This is a genomic window from Nocardia sp. NPDC050412, from assembly GCF_044458825.1.
Taxonomy (GTDB): domain Bacteria; phylum Actinomycetota; class Actinomycetes; order Mycobacteriales; family Mycobacteriaceae; genus Nocardia.
In genome coordinates, this window is the sequence record NZ_JBITIJ010000005.1 from 289,506 (window position 1) to 305,637 (window position 16,132).

Below are 16,132 nucleotides of genomic sequence, written 5' to 3' on the forward strand. Positions count from 1 at the left end.
AATGCCCACACGCTCATCGAGGAGACCTAAAAATGGCAAGACGCATAGTGGTGGTCGGCGGAGGCTCCGGCGGTTGTGTCATGGCCGCCCGACTGTCCGAGGACGAAGACAATGACGTTGTGCTCGTCGAGGCTGGGCCGGACTATCCGACGCTCGACGACCTGCATGAGCATGTGAAAGATGCCTTCACCTTCGGGTTCACCTCACACGACTGGGGCTATGTCTCGGAGGACCACATCCCTGGTTCCGTCAATGCGCCGACATTCGCCATTGTCGAGCAGGGCGTACTTCCGGTGCTGCGCGGCAAAGTGATGGGTGGCTCGTCCTCGGTCAACGCCACGAACGCGCTGCGCCCGACCCCGCGCGATTTCGAACAGTGGGTAGGCCTCGGCTTGGACAAATGGTCCTGGGACGAGGTCCTGCCATATCTGAAGCGACTCGAGCGCGATCCGGTCGGCGGTCCACTGCACGGCACCGAAGGACCTGTCCCGATAAGACGATGGAGTGAAGGCGACGGTCTGCGGCCGTTCATGGCGGCCTTCGTCGAATCGGCCGCCAGCCTGGGCTACCAGGTCGTCCACGATCTCAATGGGGAAAGCCAGCTCGGCGTCGGCCCGGTCCCGATGAACCAGCAGGACGGAATCAGACAGAGCACCGCGGTGACCTATCTCGCGGCCGCCCGTGGTCGCAAGAACCTCACGGTGCGTGGCGGCGCCGATGTCGACCGGCTCGAGATCGTGGACGGCCGACCACGTGCGGTCGTGCTCGCCGACGGCGAACGCATCGACGCGGACCTGGTAGTGCTGTGCGCGGGATCGATCGGTACGCCGTCGATCCTGATGCGATCCGGAATCGGACCCGCGGACGTGCTCGAGCAGTTGGACATCCCGGTTGAAGTGCCACTGGAAGGCGTTGGGCGCAATCTCCGCGATCATCCCCTGGTGTACATGACCTATACCGGCGATGCGGAGGCCATCGGCGAACTCCTGCCACCGCTGCAGGTCGTGCTGACGACCAGCGCGGCCGGGCCGGACGGTTCTGCGGAGATCGACCTGCACATGATCCCGTTCACCCTCGAGCCCGGTTCGGTTCTGGTCGCGGTCGGTCTTGTTCGGCCGTACTCGATCGGTTCGACCGAGATCAGATCCGCTGATCCCGGCACCGACCCGCGCATCCTGCTGAATCTCCTGCATCACCCCGACGATCTGCGCCGCCTGGTGCGCGGCATCGAACTCACGCGGCAGGTGATGAAGTCCGGACCGCTCGCGAAATACGTCGGCGAAGAGTTGTGGCCCGGCCCGTCGGCGGTGACGACCGGTCAACTCACCCAAGCGGTCCTGGAAGCCAAGAACACCTATGCGCATGCGGTGGGCACCGCGGCTATGGGCGAAGCGGGCAGTCCGTGGGCGGTGGTCGGACAGGACTGCAAGGTGCACGGTCTCGGTGCGCTGTACATCGCCGACGCGTCGGTGATGCCGACCATCGTCGGTGTGCCGACCAACACCACCACGATGATGATCGCCGAAAGGTGCGCGGACTTCATCAAAGAAATATCCAGGTAGACAAGGCAATTCGTGTCGTACTGATCAGGCGATAGGTAGGTATATGGCGATCGACTTGGCGTACTCGGCTGAGATCGCGGCATTGGTCGAACGGACCCGAGCGTTCACCCGCGAGGTCGTCGTTCCGATCGAGGACCGGCATGGTGGCGATATCACCGCCGCCGGTGGCGATATCGTGCGCAAGGATCTACAGGCGGCCGCCAAGCTCGCAGGCTTGTTCGCCCCGCATGCGCCGGTCGAGTACGGCGGGCTGGGATTGTCGATGTCGGATCGGGCGCCGGTCTTCGAGGAGGCCGGGTATTCACTCTTCGGTCCCATGGCATTGAACATCGCGGCGCCCGACGAAGGAAATGTCCACCTGCTCGCGCATGTCGCGAGCCCAGAGCAGAAGTCGCAATACCTTGCGCCCTTGGCGAGTGGGGAGATCAGGTCGGCGTTCGCGATGACCGAGCCCGCTCCGGGCGCGGGCTCGGATCCATCGGCGCTGACGACCCGGGCCGAGCGGACAGCGGCCGGGTGGCGCATCAACGGACGCAAATGGTTCATCACCGGGGCCGACGGCGCCGGGTTCTTCATCATCATGGCGCGTACGTCGGGTCAGTCGGGGGAGCGTGGCGGCGCAACGATGTTCCTGGCGGCGGCCGATACACCAGGGCTGCACGTCGGGCGGCACATCCCGACAGCGGACCGCTCGATGCTCGGTGGTCACTGTGAGGTCACCTTCGAGGATCTGGTGGTGCCCGATTCCGCGGTGCTCGGTGCAGTTGATAGAGGCTTCGAGTATGCGCAAGTTCGGCTCGGACCGGCCCGGATGACGCACGTCATGCGATGGCTCGGAGCCGCGCGCCGCGGCCACGATATCGCCGTACACCATGTGGCGCGGCGCGAGGCATTCGGTGCGAAACTCGGTGATCTCGGCATGATTCAGAAAATGGTTGCCGACAACGAGATAGATATCGCGGCAACCCGGTCGCTGCTCGTCCGGGCGTGCTGGGAACTCGACCGCGGCGGTGCCGCGTCCAATGCAACATCGATCGCGAAAACCTTTGCCGCAGAGGCGATATTCCGAATCGTCGACCGCTCGGCGCAGATGTGCGGTGGCCTCGGCGTGGCCGAGGATCTGCCGCTGGCGCGGCTGGCACGTGAGGTGCGACCGTTTCGCGTGTACGACGGTCCCTCCGAGGTCCATCGCTGGGCTATCGCCAAACGGAGCGTCGGTGCGGCCAAACGCGCGATCCGTGTGGATTCCGCATGACGCTGCCGGGTATGGATGCCGAAGCGCTGCACCGGTTCTTGCTGGACAGCGGGGTCGAGGTACGTGGCGAGCTGGTGATCGAACCGATCAGCGGCGGCCGCTCGAACCTGACTTACAAGGTTTGCGACGACGAGTCGACGTGGGTGGTCCGTCGCCCGCCGGTCAGCGGGCTGACACCATCCGCACACGATATGGCCCGCGAGTACACCGTCGCGCACGCCTTGCAAGGCACCCGGGTGCCGATCGCCGCAACCGTGGCGTTCGATGCGGCGGGCACCGCGCTCGGCGTACCCATGACCGTCGTGGAATTCGTTGCGGGCCAAGTGGTGCGGGATCGGTACGATCTCGCCGGCCTGACCGACGCACAGGTGGAGATGAGCACCTCGGCGCTGGTGGCGGCGCTGGTCGAACTCCACGCTGTCGACTATCGCGCCGTCGGACTCGAATCGTTCGGTCGACCCGACGGATTCCTCACCCGTCAAGTGACGTTGTGGGCAAGTCAATGGGAACGGGTGAAGACGCGCGAACTCGGTGACGCGATGACTCTGTTTCAGGCCCTCGCAGAGCGTGTCCCGAAGGCGTCGAGTGCCGCAATTGTGCACGGCGACTTCAGGATCGACAACACCATTCTCGACTTGGCTGGACCGGATATCGTCCGCGCCGTGGTGGACTGGGAGCTCTCGACGATCGGCGATCCACTCACCGATGTCGCGCTCATGTGTGTTTACCGGTCTCCGGCATTCGATCATGTCCTCGGAGCCGAAGCCGCGTGGACGAGCCCGCGGTTTCCTCCTGCGGATGCACTAGCACAGCGGTACGCCGATGCATCCGGGAGAGACTTGGGCGAGTGGAACTTCTATCTCGCCCTCGCCAACTTCAAGCTCGCGGTCATCGGTGAGGGAATCACCCACCGGGCTCGGCAAGGTGCCGACGCCGGGAACGGCGCGGCCGCTGCGGCCGAGGCGACACCGGAGTTCATGGCCGCGGGCTTACGGGCACTACGTCGGAGGTGAACCACGGCGGTCAGCCGGCCGGGACGGCACGGTCGGCTGCCGCCCGGTCGGCCGCGGCAAGTCCGAATACAAGAGCGGCGGCGATTCCGCCGGTATACGCGCGGTCGTAGAGACCGCCGATATCGGCGCCCGCCGCGAAGAGTCCATCGATGGTTCCCCCGCTGGTGGCAAGGACCCGGCCGTACCGGTCGATGCGAATGCCGTGAAATGGAAATGTCAGGGCCGGACACACCTCGATGACGTAATACGGGCCGTGGTCGAGCGCTCGCGCGTCGTAGGTGCGCGGGGGCTGCGCGGATGCGCCCCCCGCGTTGACAGCCCGGATCTGCGCGGCGATGTCGACGCCGTCGTAGCCCCATTCGGCGGGCAGATATACGAAGTCGTCGAGGCTTTCGGCGATGCCACAACGGCCGCCGCGGCGTTGCGCCAGATCGAACTTGTCGAGCGCCTGCGCGCCCTTGACGTAACTTCCGGTGATCCAGTCTCGGTAGACCCGCTCGTCGGCGACGAGCAATCCTCGGGACTCGGGTTGGTCCAGCAGTTCCATGGTGGTCAGGTGATCGCCGACGGTTTCATCGGTAAACCGGCGGTTGTCGAGGTTGAACAGCAGGGCATGCTCGCTGTAGTACAACGACAGCGCGACGAAGTCGGACGGATCGCGGAACTCTACCCCGGCGGGAATGAGGTGACCGTAGAAACCGGAGCGTTCCGTGCCCGTCGCGGCCCCGACGCACTCGGCAAGCCGAAGTCCGTCGCCGACGCTGGTCGGGTTGGACCGCAACTGCATCGCGCTCGCAACGGGCTGGATGTACTTGTCGACCAGCTCCGGATTCGCCTGGAACCCTCCGGTCGCGAGTATCGTTGCGCCAGAGCGAATCTCGCGTTCCATGCCATTCGGAAGTCGCACATGAGCGCCGACGACGCAACCGTCCTCGGTGAGCAGGGCTCGAGTGTCGGTCTCGGTGAGCAACTCACCCTCGGCGCGGATCCGGCGGCGGCATTCGTCGATGTACCGGTTGGTGTCGAATTGATGGCCGGAACCGTAGCGCAGGACGGTCACCGCATCCGCGCATTCGACGCCGAGCGACCGGATCCAAGCGATACCAGGGCCGAACCCGTCGACAAGTGCGCGGCGCAGCTCGATATCGCCGCGAGGATTGACCTCGTCCATGATCGCGTGGGAAGGAGCGGTCCAGGCATATCCCGCGAATTGCGCGGATCCGCCTACTGCGGTCGCCTTTTCGACGACGATCACCGAATTGCCAAGATGCAGTGCTCGGGCTGCCGCGGTGAGTCCGGCCATCCCGCCGCCGATGACAAGTACGTCGGTGTGGACCTCTGACATTCGATGCTCCTCACGCGTCGCGGTGCTGCCCAGCGTGCTGGTCACCCTAACGCTAAAACTGAAGTCAGTTCAAGTGCCGATTCGCTTGTGAAGTGGATCACGGTGCATGTACGGTGAAACCCGAACCGAGTTCAACTCAGTTCTGTCGGCGACAGCGCGCCGACGATAGCAACCTTGTCTTCGAGAGGAGCTTCGCGTGATCGATCGCGAATTCACTGGATTCTTTATTGGGGGATCTTGGCGAAAGACGTCCTCCGATGACCGATTCGAGGTGATTTCGCCGGCCAGCGGCAAGCCGATCGGTGCGGTGCCCGCGGCCACCGAAGCAGATATCGACGCGGCCGTTGCCGCCGCCCGAGAGGCTTTCGACGGGTCCGACTGGCCGAAACTCACTCCCGCGCAGCGCGGTGAGTACCTCGTCCGCCTTGCCGCGGCGATCGCCGCACACGGGGAGGAACTCGCCGAGCTCATCACCGACGAATTGGGCTGTGCCCATCTGCTCTCCCAGGTGTATCAAGCCGTAGCGCCGGTGATGAGCCTGAATTACGTTGCCGAAGTCGCGAAGTCACTGCAGACCAGCGAGCTGCGCGTCAGCGATCTGACCCCGTTCGCGGGATCAGGGGATGCGGTCGGCGTCATCCCGATGGCGGGCAAGAGCCTGGTCGTCAAGGAGCCGGTGGGCGTTGTCGCGGTATTCCCCGCTTATAACTTCGCTCTTCCCGCCGTGGCACAAAAGATCGGTCCCGCGCTGATCGCCGGGTGCACCGTCGTTGTGAAGGCGACGGAGCCGAACCCGCTGGCGATCTTCACGCTCGGGAATCTGTTGCAGGAGATCGGTTTCCCTGCCGGAGTAATCAACATCGTGGCGGCGCGAGCAGGTGGGTCCGAGTATCTCGTCGGACATCCCGGTGTCGATATGGTGAGCTTCACCGGATCCACCGAGGTCGGCAAGAAGATCGGTGCGGCGTGCGGCGAACTGATTCGGCCGGTGGTCCTGGAACTCGGCGGAAAATCGGCGGCGATCGTCCTGTCGGATGCCGATCCCGAGATCGTCGTCCCTACTCTCGTCGGCGCGAGTGTCGCCACCAATTCCGGCCAGAGCTGCGTCGCGCAGACCCGATTCCTGGTACCTACGCAACAGTACGAGTTCTACGCCGATGCGTTCACGCGCGCGTTCGAGACGCTGAAGGTGGGCGATCCGCGCGACGCCGACACGGCGGTGGGACCGGTGATCACCAAGTCGCATCTCGAGCGCATCGAAGCGCACCTGGCCCGGGCCGTCGAGCAAGGAGCGACGATACGCACCGGTGGGCGACGACCGGCGCATCTGTCGGAAGGCTGGTACATCGAACCGACGTTGGTCACCGGCGTCACGAACGATATGGATATCGCGCAGAACGAGATATTCGGTCCGGTAGCAGTTTTGATCGCGCACAACGGTGAAGAAGATGCCGTCCGGATCGCCAATCAGAGTCGCTACGGTCTTGCCGGATCGGTCTTCACGGCCGACTCCGCACATGGTTTCGAGGTCGCACGGAGAATTCGAACGGGAACCTTCTCGGTGAACACATTCGCCGCGGATCTCGGCTCTCCTTTCGGTGGCTACAAAGAGTCCGGACTCGGGCGCGAGCACGGCGTCGGTGCGGTACAGGAATACCTGCTGCAGAAGACGATCTCCATCGATCCCAGCCTCGACCTCCCCCAAGAAGTCGTGTCCGGCGTACCAGTCGGACGCGGTCCGGGCATTACCGCCTGATTCCAGAATCAGGAGTAGTGCCAACTTGTTTCGACACATGAAGAACCGATGAGGATTCAAGCAATGGAATTCAAGAAGTTCGCGGTAACGGCTGCGCTGGTGACCACCGGACTCGGCATCAGCGCTGGGACCGTCCATGCCGCGCCCACCTCCGGGCATGGTGACGTCGATTTCACCGCTTCGGCGACCGACCGGTCCACGATCATCACGACCAGCGCGGGAGCGATGGTTGTCGAGGATGGTGTATTCAAGATCAAGGCGGCCGATGGGGCCACCCTGGCCGGTACCGAATTGCGGTTCCGTGTCGATGATTTCGAATTCCCGATCGCCGCGGAGATCAACGACCGCACCGCGACCCTGGTCCCGCAGTTCGATATGGCACACGCGACCTACAAGCCGGTCGCGTTACCGTATGAGGATCAGGCGCCGTGGAAGACTCCGTATGACCGTGAGCAGGCCGCCTGGAACCGCCTGACCAGTACCATCAGCGCGGGTGCCACGATCGGCACGCTGGTCGGTGGCCTGGCCGGCGGTGCGGCAGGCTGCGTACTCGGTGGCATCGCCGGTGCGACGGTCGCCGCGGCGACCATCGTCGGCTTGTTCGGTCCCTTCATTCCGGCGGCCGCCATCGGCTGCCTGGGCGGTATCGTCGCTGTCGGTGCGCTGGGCACCCTGGCCGGTCAAATCTTTGTGACCGCGCCGGTCGCGATCGGTGCGGCGATCCAGTACTTCACCACGATCAATTCACCATTCCAGGGTCATTGATCTGACCTGCGGGAACTGGCGAATCAGGCGGTCCGATCGGCGGTTTCGGTAGTCATGTGGCGTATGCCGAATCCGTCGAACAGCGGTTCTGGCAACGCCGGGCACTGTTCGGATGGGTCGAATAGTTGCCGCAGCGGTCTCGCAGACTTGCGGCGACGGCCCAATCCTAGCCGGTGATCGCACCAAACGGCTCGCATGCTCGATTGGGCGGATTCCCGGCCGACCCGCCGGGGGCATAGATCGATCCGCGGTAGTCCTCACGTGAGGAGATAGAGCACGAACGCAATGACGATGCTACCGAGCACCCCGGCGAAAATCTCTACAATAAGGTAGCTGTTGGAGTAGGTACCCTCCATCCATTGCGCCCAGACCGGAGCGCAGACCCGCAAGGCCGCAAAGAGCACGGCCAGCAACATCGCCCCGACCATTCCGTTCAATGGCAGTAGAGGATGTAGCCAGACATATCCGATTGTCATGACATACGCCTCGATTTGAGTACCCAAAAAATTGAGCGTGAAATAGTGCGGCCTCCGTCGTCGAGTCCCATCGCCAACGCTCGATACGGCTTGAGCAGCATGTATCCGTGCCACCCGCGGATTTCCGTACACAACCATCATCACCAGCGTGTGGATAACTCCCGCAACCAAGCCCCACGCAAGTATTTTTACCGCAATCATTTCCCTCGCTTCAACGGCAATGTGACCAAAGTTGTATTGTTGCTGCGCTACGGTCGTCGGCTGCTACCGATTGCGCAGAGGTGAACGACACGCGACTGATTCCGCCGCACAGCAAGGGCATCCGACATGGCGACGAAGACGGTACATCGCGACGCTCGACCGCCCACGAGATACATTCCCAGGACTGGCAGCTGTCTACCCCATCGATGGGAGCGACCAGTTCCGGCGGTCGGGTCAGCGCCAACGTCGTCCAGGAAGGACCCGGTACTGGGGGATAAGGTACGAGGGTCTATGACCTGCACTGCGTGCGCTTCGCGGAACTAGGTATACGGCTAACCCGATCGGACAGCCGTGTCCGTGATCGCCTGCGCCGCAGCGTATCCCTCCGCAACCGCGTGCGAGACGCGCCGTGGCACTACTGCGTCCCCGATTACCTGCACTCGTGCCAGCGGAAGGGCCTGCTTTATGTCCTGCCAGTCTGAGGCGATTCTTTCTCCGACGGCAACAGCGTGTTCGCACCCAAGTTCGAATGTCCTGCCCGACAGGAGATGTCGGCAGTACGCTACGGTGCCTGCGCTGTTCGTTCGTATGTCTGTCACGGTCGCGCCGACGGTGAACTCCACCGGGCTCCCGGCAAGGCGTTTCATCAGTTGGACCCGGCTTTCCGGTGGGATGGTGGCCGCGAATGCGGGTCCCGGGACCACTACCGTCACCTGTGCGGCTCCTGCTGCCAGCGCGGCTTCCAGCGCGCCGACGGTAAGCCATGAGCCGAAGCCGTCATCGGCGATGATCACCCGATCTCCCGGTGTTATCGCGTGCCGATCGGCGATGAGACCTGTCGAGGACAGCGCACCGGGCGTTGGTAGCTCGGTGGCGCCGGTCGCGATGATGATCTCATCGAAATCGCCCAGTTCATGGGGTGTTACGCGGCGTCCGAGTCGCACATCGGCATTGCCGAGATTGTCTGTGTAGAACCGCAGTAGCTTCGACCAGCCCGCCCGGTTCGGCGCCTGCGCCGCCACGGCCAGCTGCCCACCGATCCACTCGCGCGCTTCGAACAGCGTCACGTCGTGCGTCGCGGTGAGTTGAAGCGTGGCCTCCAGGCCTGCCGGTCCGGCGCCCACCACCGCGACTCGCCCCGACGCTGCCGGTGGCGGTCCGAACCGGAGCGGCGATGCCGGCCGGGCATCGTGGCCAGGCGGGGCCAGGGTCGGATTCACCGAGCACAGCAGTACCGGAGTGAATGAGCGGCAGTCCTCATTACAGGATACGCACGGCCGGATCTGAGAGTCATTGCCCCGCAATAACTTCAGCGGCAGTTGCGGGTCGGCGATGAGCGGCCGGGCCAGCCCGATCATATCGGCTCCGGCCGCCAACGCGGATTCGATGTCCGCCCTGGAGCGAAACGCCTGCGACACCAGCAACGGCCGCGCCGATGCCGCGCGCAGCCTCCGCACGTGCGTGAGCAGCGGCGGCTCGGAGGTCGCCATATCGCGCACATATGTCGTCCGCACCCCTGCGGTCACATTCACATAGTCGAACCTGTCGAGCAACGGCATCAGCTCGCACAGTCCGTCCAGGTCCAGACCAGCCTCCTGCGCGCCATCGATCGAAACGCGAACCCCGAGCACCACTTCCGGACAAGACGCCTTGATCTCGGCGTACAGCCGGTACAGAACCTGCACCCGCCCCGCGACCGTGCCGGACTCAGCCCGGACGTTGGAAGAGGGCGAAAGGAACTGAGCCAGCAAATAGCCATGGGCCGCATGCAGTTCGATCGCGGGGAACCCCGCTTCGACAGCATGGCGGGAACTGGCGACAAAACTCGCGATCATTCGATCGACGTCGGCGTCGGTCATTGTCCTGGCGCGCACCGGCTCTCGCGGCGATCTGATGCTCGACGGCGCGATCGGATGCTCCCAGATCTCGGCGCCGAGTGTTTCGCGTCCGAGGTGCACGAGCTGGCATACCGGAACGGCACCTTCGCTACTGATCGCGGTCGCGCGCGCCCGCAGCCCGCTGATCGCTTCGGGCCGCCATGCCTCGGTGATATTGCCGATTCGATTCGCCGATTCCGGACTCACCACTGTGCCGCCCGCGATCACCATCGCCGCACCCCCGGCGGCGCAGCGCTGCCAGTAGTCCGAGTCGCCGGGCTGTGCCAGGCCGCCACCGACCACCCCGGATCCGTGCGCGGTGGCGACCAGACGATTCCGCAGCTGTACTGCGCCGATCCGCAGCGGCCGGGATGCCTGGCCAGCGGATACAAGATCTACTTGAACTGGATTCACTTCATAAGTTTGTCTCCATGTGATTGACACCACAAGTGGCTGCGGATAGATTCTCAAACTGAGATCAGTTCAGTTTCGGAGGTTCGATGTCGTTTCTACTCGTGCACGGAGCGGGTATGGCCGCCTCGTGCTGGGATCGCTTGCTGCCGTTGCTCACCGGGCCGACGGTCGCCGTGGACCTGCCCGGCCGCGGAAAGCGGTCCGACCGTGACATCCGCGGAGTAACCCTGGACGACTGTGCTGCGGCGATCGTCGAGGACGCGGCCGATCTCACCGACATCGTGATGGTCGCGCATTCGTTCGCCGGAGTATCGGTTCCGCGGGTGCTACCGGAGTTGGCCGATCGCATCCAGCACGTCGTGTTCCTGTCCGCCGTCGTGCCGCCGCACGGGACACGCGTGCTCGACCAGATCGATCCGGCTGTCCAGGCCGCCGTGCGGCAGTCGATCGTCGGCGGGGTTTATCACCAGGACCGCGCTGCCGCGATTGCCATGTTGTGCAATGACATGTCACCCGAGCAGACGGAATGGACTGCCGATCAGATCATCGATGATTCGGCGGCATTGCTCGAGGAAACGGTAGATCTCTCGGGCCTGTCGGCCGACCTTCCGCGAACCTACATTCGCCTCACCAAAGATGCGTGCTACTCGCCGGATCTGCAATCGCGGTCCGCCGACCTCGTCGGTGGAAGCACCCGATTTCTCGAATCGGGCCATATGCCGATGGTCTCGATCCCGAACGATCTGGTCGCTCTTCTCGATCAGGTAAGGAAATAGATTCCCTCATGAAATCTCTGACCAAGGCGGTCGCAGCTCTCGCGATTGTCGCCTCGACATTCGGCCTGACCGCCTGCGGCGGGAATTCGTCCGCCTCGAAGCCCGTCGCGGGAAGCTGGGAGGACGTGGTCGCCGCGGCCAACGGGGAGGGCGCCGTGATGCTCTACTCGAGCCAGAAGCCGGCCAACCTCGAAGCCCTCAAGACCGCGTTCCAGGCCAAGTATCCGCGGATCAAGCTGGACTTCGTGCGCGGGACCGACGCCGACATCAACCCGCGGGTGGAGACCGAGAAGAAGACCGGGAAGGGCACCGCCGATGTGCACATGCTGACCGATGCGGCGTGGATTACCAATGCCGCGAAATCGGGCTCGTACTCCACCGAGTTGGTCGGGCCGGATCTGAAGGCTCCTGAGTATCAGCCGGACAAGAGTGTGCTCAGCAACCGGTTCTTCCTGACGAGCGCGGCGGTTTTCGCGCTGGGCTGGAACACCGGTGCGGTCCCGAACGGCCTGAAATCTCCCCAGGACATAGTGAATCCCGCCTATCGGGGCAAGATCGGAATCGTCAATCCGTCCGGCATCGCCTCCTACGTCGATCTGTACCGGTACTACGCGCGCACCTATGGCGAGGACTACTGGAAGCAACTCGCCGCCCTGAAGCCACGGATCTACCCGAGCGCTCTGGGGGTCGCCCAGGCACTGACCTCCGGTGAAATTGTCGTGACGCCTTCGGTTCAGCCCTTGGTGACCGAAGTGGCCGCAGGGGCCCCGGTCAATTGGGCTCTGCCATCGTCGCCGTGGGGCACCCCCTGGTACAGCCAGGTGACGAGTGTGGCGCCGCATCCCAATGCCGCTCAGGTACTGGCGGATTTCATGGTCACCCGCGAAGGGCAGACAGCGCTCAACGGGGGATACGCGGCGGCGTTGGCCGATACCCCCGGCGCGGTAGCCCGAGCGCAGGACATCGCTGCACCGGACACCAGTGATCTGACCCCCGAGAAGATCGAGAAGTACTCCCAAGAGTGGTCACAACTTTTCCAGAGCTGACAGTGGACGGGAGTACTGCATTGATGCGCGGAGTCAACGTATTGGTCACCGGAGCGTCCGGCGGAATCGGCGGAGCGACCGCCGAACTGTTCGCGAGCAAGGGCGCGACGGTGTACCTCACCGACCTCGACGACACGGCGGGAGAGCGCCGTGCACACGAACTGGGTCCGACTGCGCACTACCGTCGACTCGATGTGACTGCCGAATCCGATTGGCGGGCAGTCACTTCCGATATGGATCGCGCGGGACACCCGCTCCAGGTGCTGGTGAACAGCGCCGGAGCGGCGATGAAAGCGCCACTGACGCAAACCACGCTGCAGCAGTTCCGCAGGATGATCGACCTCAATCTGGTCGGCACATTCCTCGGACTGCGGGCGGCCGCCGCGGCGATGGTCGCAGGTGGCTCGATCATCAACATCTCGTCGCTGCGGGGTGTGCTCGCGACCGCCGAACTCGGGGCCTACGGCGCGTCGAAATTCGGTGTTCGCGCCCTGAGCAAGGTCGCGGCACTCGAACTGGCCGATCGTGGTATCCGTGTCAACACGGTGTGCCCGGGCAGCATCGACACCGAGATCACCGCGGTTCCCGACTTTGCCGCAGACGATGTCGAAGCATATGTGCAGAGCATCCCCATGAAGCGACGTGGCAGCCCGATGGAGGTCGCGAAGGCGATCTTGTTCCTTGCCGGTGACGACAGCAGCTATGTCACCGGGATCGACTTGCTGGTCGATGGCGGCACCGCCGCCGGCGTCCGCACACCCAAGAAGCAGACCTAGAAGGCATGAGATGAGCTCGCAGTTCACAGTTTCCGGTCTCACCAAGACCTATGGATCGAATGTCGTCGTCGACCAGCTCGACCTCGCGATCGAGGAAGGCGAACTCCTCGTACTGCTCGGCCCGAGTGGCTGCGGCAAGACAACCACCCTGCGCTGTCTCGCCGGATTGGAGACACCCCAGGATGGTTCGATCACCTTCAAGGACCGGCGCGTCTTCGACGCCGAGGCGAAGCTGAATGTGCCTGTCCACAAACGGAATATCGGAATGGTGTTCCAGTCGTACGCACTGTGGCCACACATGACCGTGCGCAAGAACATCCGATATCCGCTGCAGGTCCGCAAATTGCGGAAGGAGATCTCCGGCGGAGCCATCGAAAGTGCCGCCGCCATGGTCGATTGCACGGAGCTGCTCGACCGGTACCCGGCGCAGCTCAGCGGTGGACAGCAACAGCGCGTCGCGGTGGCCCGTGGCCTGGTTGCCCGGCCCGATCTGGTGCTCTTCGACGAACCATTGAGCAACCTTGATGCCAGATTGCGGGATCAGGTTCGCTCGCAAATCCATCAGCTGCATCGAAGCCTCGGATTCACAGCGGTTTTCGTCACTCACGACCAGGCCGAGGCATTCGCCCTCGGCGACCGTGTCGCCATTATGAAGGCGGGCAAGATCGAACAGTACGATTCCCCCGAGCGGGTTTTCGAGCATCCGGTATCGGAGTACGTGGCCGCGTTCATCGGTATGGCAAACCGGCTGGAACTGCGCCGCGGTCCCGGTGGCTGGGTCACCTCGGCCGGCGACGATATCGACCTGACGCGTGCGGTGGTGCGCGGACGAGCCGACGAAGGTACGTCCGCGGTCGCACGGCTACGTCCCGACGATGTCGTCGTGCATTCGTCGATCGACGAAGTGCCGCAGGGCGATGTGGCATTGCATGCCGAGTTGGTGACATACGAATACGGCGGACGCCACTTCGACGTGACCGTCCGAACGGGTGGCGAACAGCTCGCGGTACGACTCGATGCGGCCACCCATGGTGCCATGTTGCGCCGAAGCCGCCCAGGCGATCCCATGATCGTCAGTTTCTCGCCGGCGAGCTTGCGTGTCTTCGCACAGCCGGACGTCGCGGGCGCCGATGTGCCGGTACTGGCGACGGCGGGGGCGGGAGGGCAATCGTGATGGCCACGCTTACCGCCACCCGGTCCTTTGCGATTCCCACGCACTGGCGAGCCAGAATCGGATACCTGGCCTTGCTGGCAGTTCTCGCCTATTTGGTCGTATTGCCGATGATCCGGCTGCAATCGCTGGCGTTCGAAAACGGCGCCCAGGGTTATCGAAACCAATACGGGCGCTTCGATATCGCGGAAACGATCGGGACCACCATCGCGCTGGCCCTCGGATCGCTCGTGATCGCGATGGTGCTCGGCACGGTGCTGGCGTTCGCGGCGAGCCGACTGCCGGACCGACTCGGCTTCCTGCGGATCATTCCGATCCTGCCGATCGTCATGCCCGCGGTCGCCAACGTCGTCGGCTGGGCCTTTCTGCTATCGCCGGGGCCCGGCTATTTGAATATGGTGCTGAGGAAGTTGCCGTGGTGGAGCGGATCGGATACCGGACCGATCGATGTCTACACCGTTCCGTGGATCATCATTCTCACCGCCTTCGGGTTGACGTCGTTCGTCTACCTTTTCGTCAGCGCGGGTATGCAGAACGTCAGCTCGGAACATCTCGAGGCCGCGCAGGTGAGCGGGTCGTCCACGCTCGGAGTGTTCTTCCGGGTGGTGCTGCCTTTGCTGCGCCCGTCGTTGATCTACGGCGGCGGAATCGCGTTGTTGCTCGGCCTCGGCCAGTTCACCGGTCCACTGCTGCTGGGCCAGAACAGTGGCGTCAAGGTGCTCACCACCGAAATGTATCGGCGAGTCTCCGAATCACCGTCGGACTTCGCCGCTGCTGCTGCGGCCGGTTCGCCGCTGGTGATCTTCGGGCTCGTATTGGTACTGATCCAGAAGGCTTTGCTGGGCAACCAGACTCGCTTCGTCACGCACGGCGGCAAGGCATTCGCGCCATCCACCGGCCGCGCCACCTGGGCCGTAGTGACGATCATCGGCTACGCCTTGTTCGCCCTCGTCATCCCTTTGGTCGGGTTGATCATCGTGTCCTCGACACGGTACTGGTCGGGGTCACTGTCGTGGAACCTGTTCACGCTCAACAATTTCCGAGAGTTGGCCGCTACGGAAGCGATTGTCGAATCGGTGATCACCAGTGTGCTGACATCGCTCGGCGCGGTAGCGATCTGTGTACCCATAGGCTACGTGATGGCCAACCTGTTGGTACGCGGCCGACGCCACAAAATATTGGCGCTCATCGGTGATTTCATCACGGCATTGCCGCTCGGCATCCCGGCGGTGATCTTCGGCGTCGGTTTCTTGCTCACCTATACCGAGCCGCCACTGATCCTGTACGGGACGCGAACAGTGATCATCCTCGTCTATGTCGTACTGATGTTGCCCTTCGCGACGCGAATGCAGATGACTGCGATGCTTGCCCTCGGCAACACCTATACCGAGGCGTCGGCAACCAGCGGAGCATCACCATTCGTGACGAACGCGCGGATCATGCTGCCGTTGATGCGTCCCACCATCCTCAGCGCGGTCGCCTTGATGTTCATCCTGCTCACCCACGAATTCGCGGCCTCGCTGCTGGTGCGTGCGTCGACCACTCAGGTGATGGGGACCCTGCTGTTCGATATGTGGCAGAACGGTTCATACCCGCTGGTCGCGGCGATGGCATTGCTCATGACCGCGGTAACCACGATCGGTGTCGCACTCGCCATGCTGGTCGGCGGCCGCAACGTACTCAGCAAGCTCTGACCGTC

The 16,132-nt window shown here is 63.7% G+C and carries 13 protein-coding genes; 10 read left to right on the forward strand and 3 right to left on the reverse strand.

What is annotated here, in order from left to right:
- Positions 1-32: 32 nt before the first annotated feature.
- The 3 genes from ACIBI6_RS15770 to ACIBI6_RS15780 are packed head-to-tail and all read left to right on the forward strand — an operon-like array spanning position 33 to position 3,830.
- Entirely contained in the window at positions 33-1,562 is a 1,530-nt protein-coding gene (locus tag ACIBI6_RS15770; RefSeq protein WP_396956722.1) for a GMC family oxidoreductase, read from the forward strand.
- A 43-nt stretch (positions 1,563-1,605) separates the two neighbouring features.
- Positions 1,606-2,817 (forward strand): acyl-CoA dehydrogenase family protein, encoded by a 1,212-nt coding sequence (locus ACIBI6_RS15775; protein WP_396956723.1) that lies wholly within the window; start codon positions 1,606-1,608, stop codon positions 2,815-2,817.
- Complete coding sequence (locus tag ACIBI6_RS15780) at positions 2,814-3,830, forward strand: phosphotransferase family protein (RefSeq protein ID WP_364356545.1); 1,017 nt, start codon at positions 2,814-2,816, stop codon at positions 3,828-3,830. The genes ACIBI6_RS15775 and ACIBI6_RS15780 overlap by 4 nt, the downstream gene beginning before the upstream one ends.
- A gap of 10 nt (positions 3,831-3,840) precedes the next feature.
- On the opposite strand, the gene ACIBI6_RS15785 is transcribed toward ACIBI6_RS15780, so the two are convergent.
- Positions 3,841-5,175, reverse strand: coding sequence for an FAD-binding protein (locus ACIBI6_RS15785; RefSeq protein WP_396956724.1), 1,335 nt, complete (start codon positions 5,173-5,175; stop codon positions 3,841-3,843).
- Positions 5,176-5,371: 196 nt separating this feature from the next.
- On the opposite strand from ACIBI6_RS15785, the gene ACIBI6_RS15790 reads away from it, so the two are divergent.
- Positions 5,372-6,931 carry an aldehyde dehydrogenase family protein gene (locus ACIBI6_RS15790; RefSeq protein WP_396956725.1) on the forward strand — a complete coding sequence of 520 codons (1,560 nt, stop codon included), beginning with the start codon at positions 5,372-5,374 and terminating at the stop codon, positions 6,929-6,931.
- A gap of 63 nt (positions 6,932-6,994) precedes the next feature.
- Entirely contained in the window at positions 6,995-7,696 is a 702-nt protein-coding gene (locus ACIBI6_RS15795) for a hypothetical protein (RefSeq protein WP_396956727.1), read from the forward strand.
- A gap of 257 nt (positions 7,697-7,953) precedes the next feature.
- Here ACIBI6_RS15795 and ACIBI6_RS15800 read toward each other — a convergent pair whose 3' ends face one another.
- The gene (locus tag ACIBI6_RS15800; protein WP_364356557.1) at positions 7,954-8,373 is read right to left on the reverse strand and encodes a hypothetical protein; all 420 of its coding nucleotides are present in this window, start codon (positions 8,371-8,373) and stop codon (positions 7,954-7,956) included.
- Positions 8,374-8,705: 332 nt separating this feature from the next.
- Entirely contained in the window at positions 8,706-10,664 is a 1,959-nt protein-coding gene (locus ACIBI6_RS15805) for an FAD-dependent oxidoreductase (RefSeq protein WP_364356560.1), read from the reverse strand.
- A gap of 86 nt (positions 10,665-10,750) precedes the next feature.
- Here ACIBI6_RS15805 and ACIBI6_RS15810 point away from each other — a divergent pair, with 86 nt between their 5' ends.
- Genes ACIBI6_RS15810 through ACIBI6_RS15830 form a run of 5 tightly spaced genes read left to right on the forward strand, consistent with a single transcriptional unit; the run spans position 10,751 to position 16,127 of the window.
- Positions 10,751-11,440: an alpha/beta fold hydrolase gene (locus tag ACIBI6_RS15810; RefSeq protein ID WP_396956730.1), complete on the forward strand. Its 690-nt coding sequence runs from the start codon at positions 10,751-10,753 to the stop codon at positions 11,438-11,440.
- Positions 11,441-11,448: 8 nt separating this feature from the next.
- Positions 11,449-12,486 carry a substrate-binding domain-containing protein gene (locus ACIBI6_RS15815; protein ID WP_396956733.1) on the forward strand — a complete coding sequence of 346 codons (1,038 nt, stop codon included), beginning with the start codon at positions 11,449-11,451 and terminating at the stop codon, positions 12,484-12,486.
- A gap of 23 nt (positions 12,487-12,509) precedes the next feature.
- Complete coding sequence (locus ACIBI6_RS15820; protein WP_364356569.1) at positions 12,510-13,262, forward strand: SDR family NAD(P)-dependent oxidoreductase; 753 nt, start codon at positions 12,510-12,512, stop codon at positions 13,260-13,262.
- A gap of 10 nt (positions 13,263-13,272) precedes the next feature.
- Complete coding sequence (locus tag ACIBI6_RS15825) at positions 13,273-14,436, forward strand: ABC transporter ATP-binding protein (RefSeq protein WP_396956735.1); 1,164 nt, start codon at positions 13,273-13,275, stop codon at positions 14,434-14,436.
- Positions 14,436-16,127 carry an ABC transporter permease gene (locus ACIBI6_RS15830; protein ID WP_396957054.1) on the forward strand — a complete coding sequence of 564 codons (1,692 nt, stop codon included), beginning with the start codon at positions 14,436-14,438 and terminating at the stop codon, positions 16,125-16,127. Before ACIBI6_RS15825 ends, ACIBI6_RS15830 begins: the two co-directional genes overlap by 1 nt.
- The last annotated feature ends 5 nt before the right edge of the window (positions 16,128-16,132 follow it).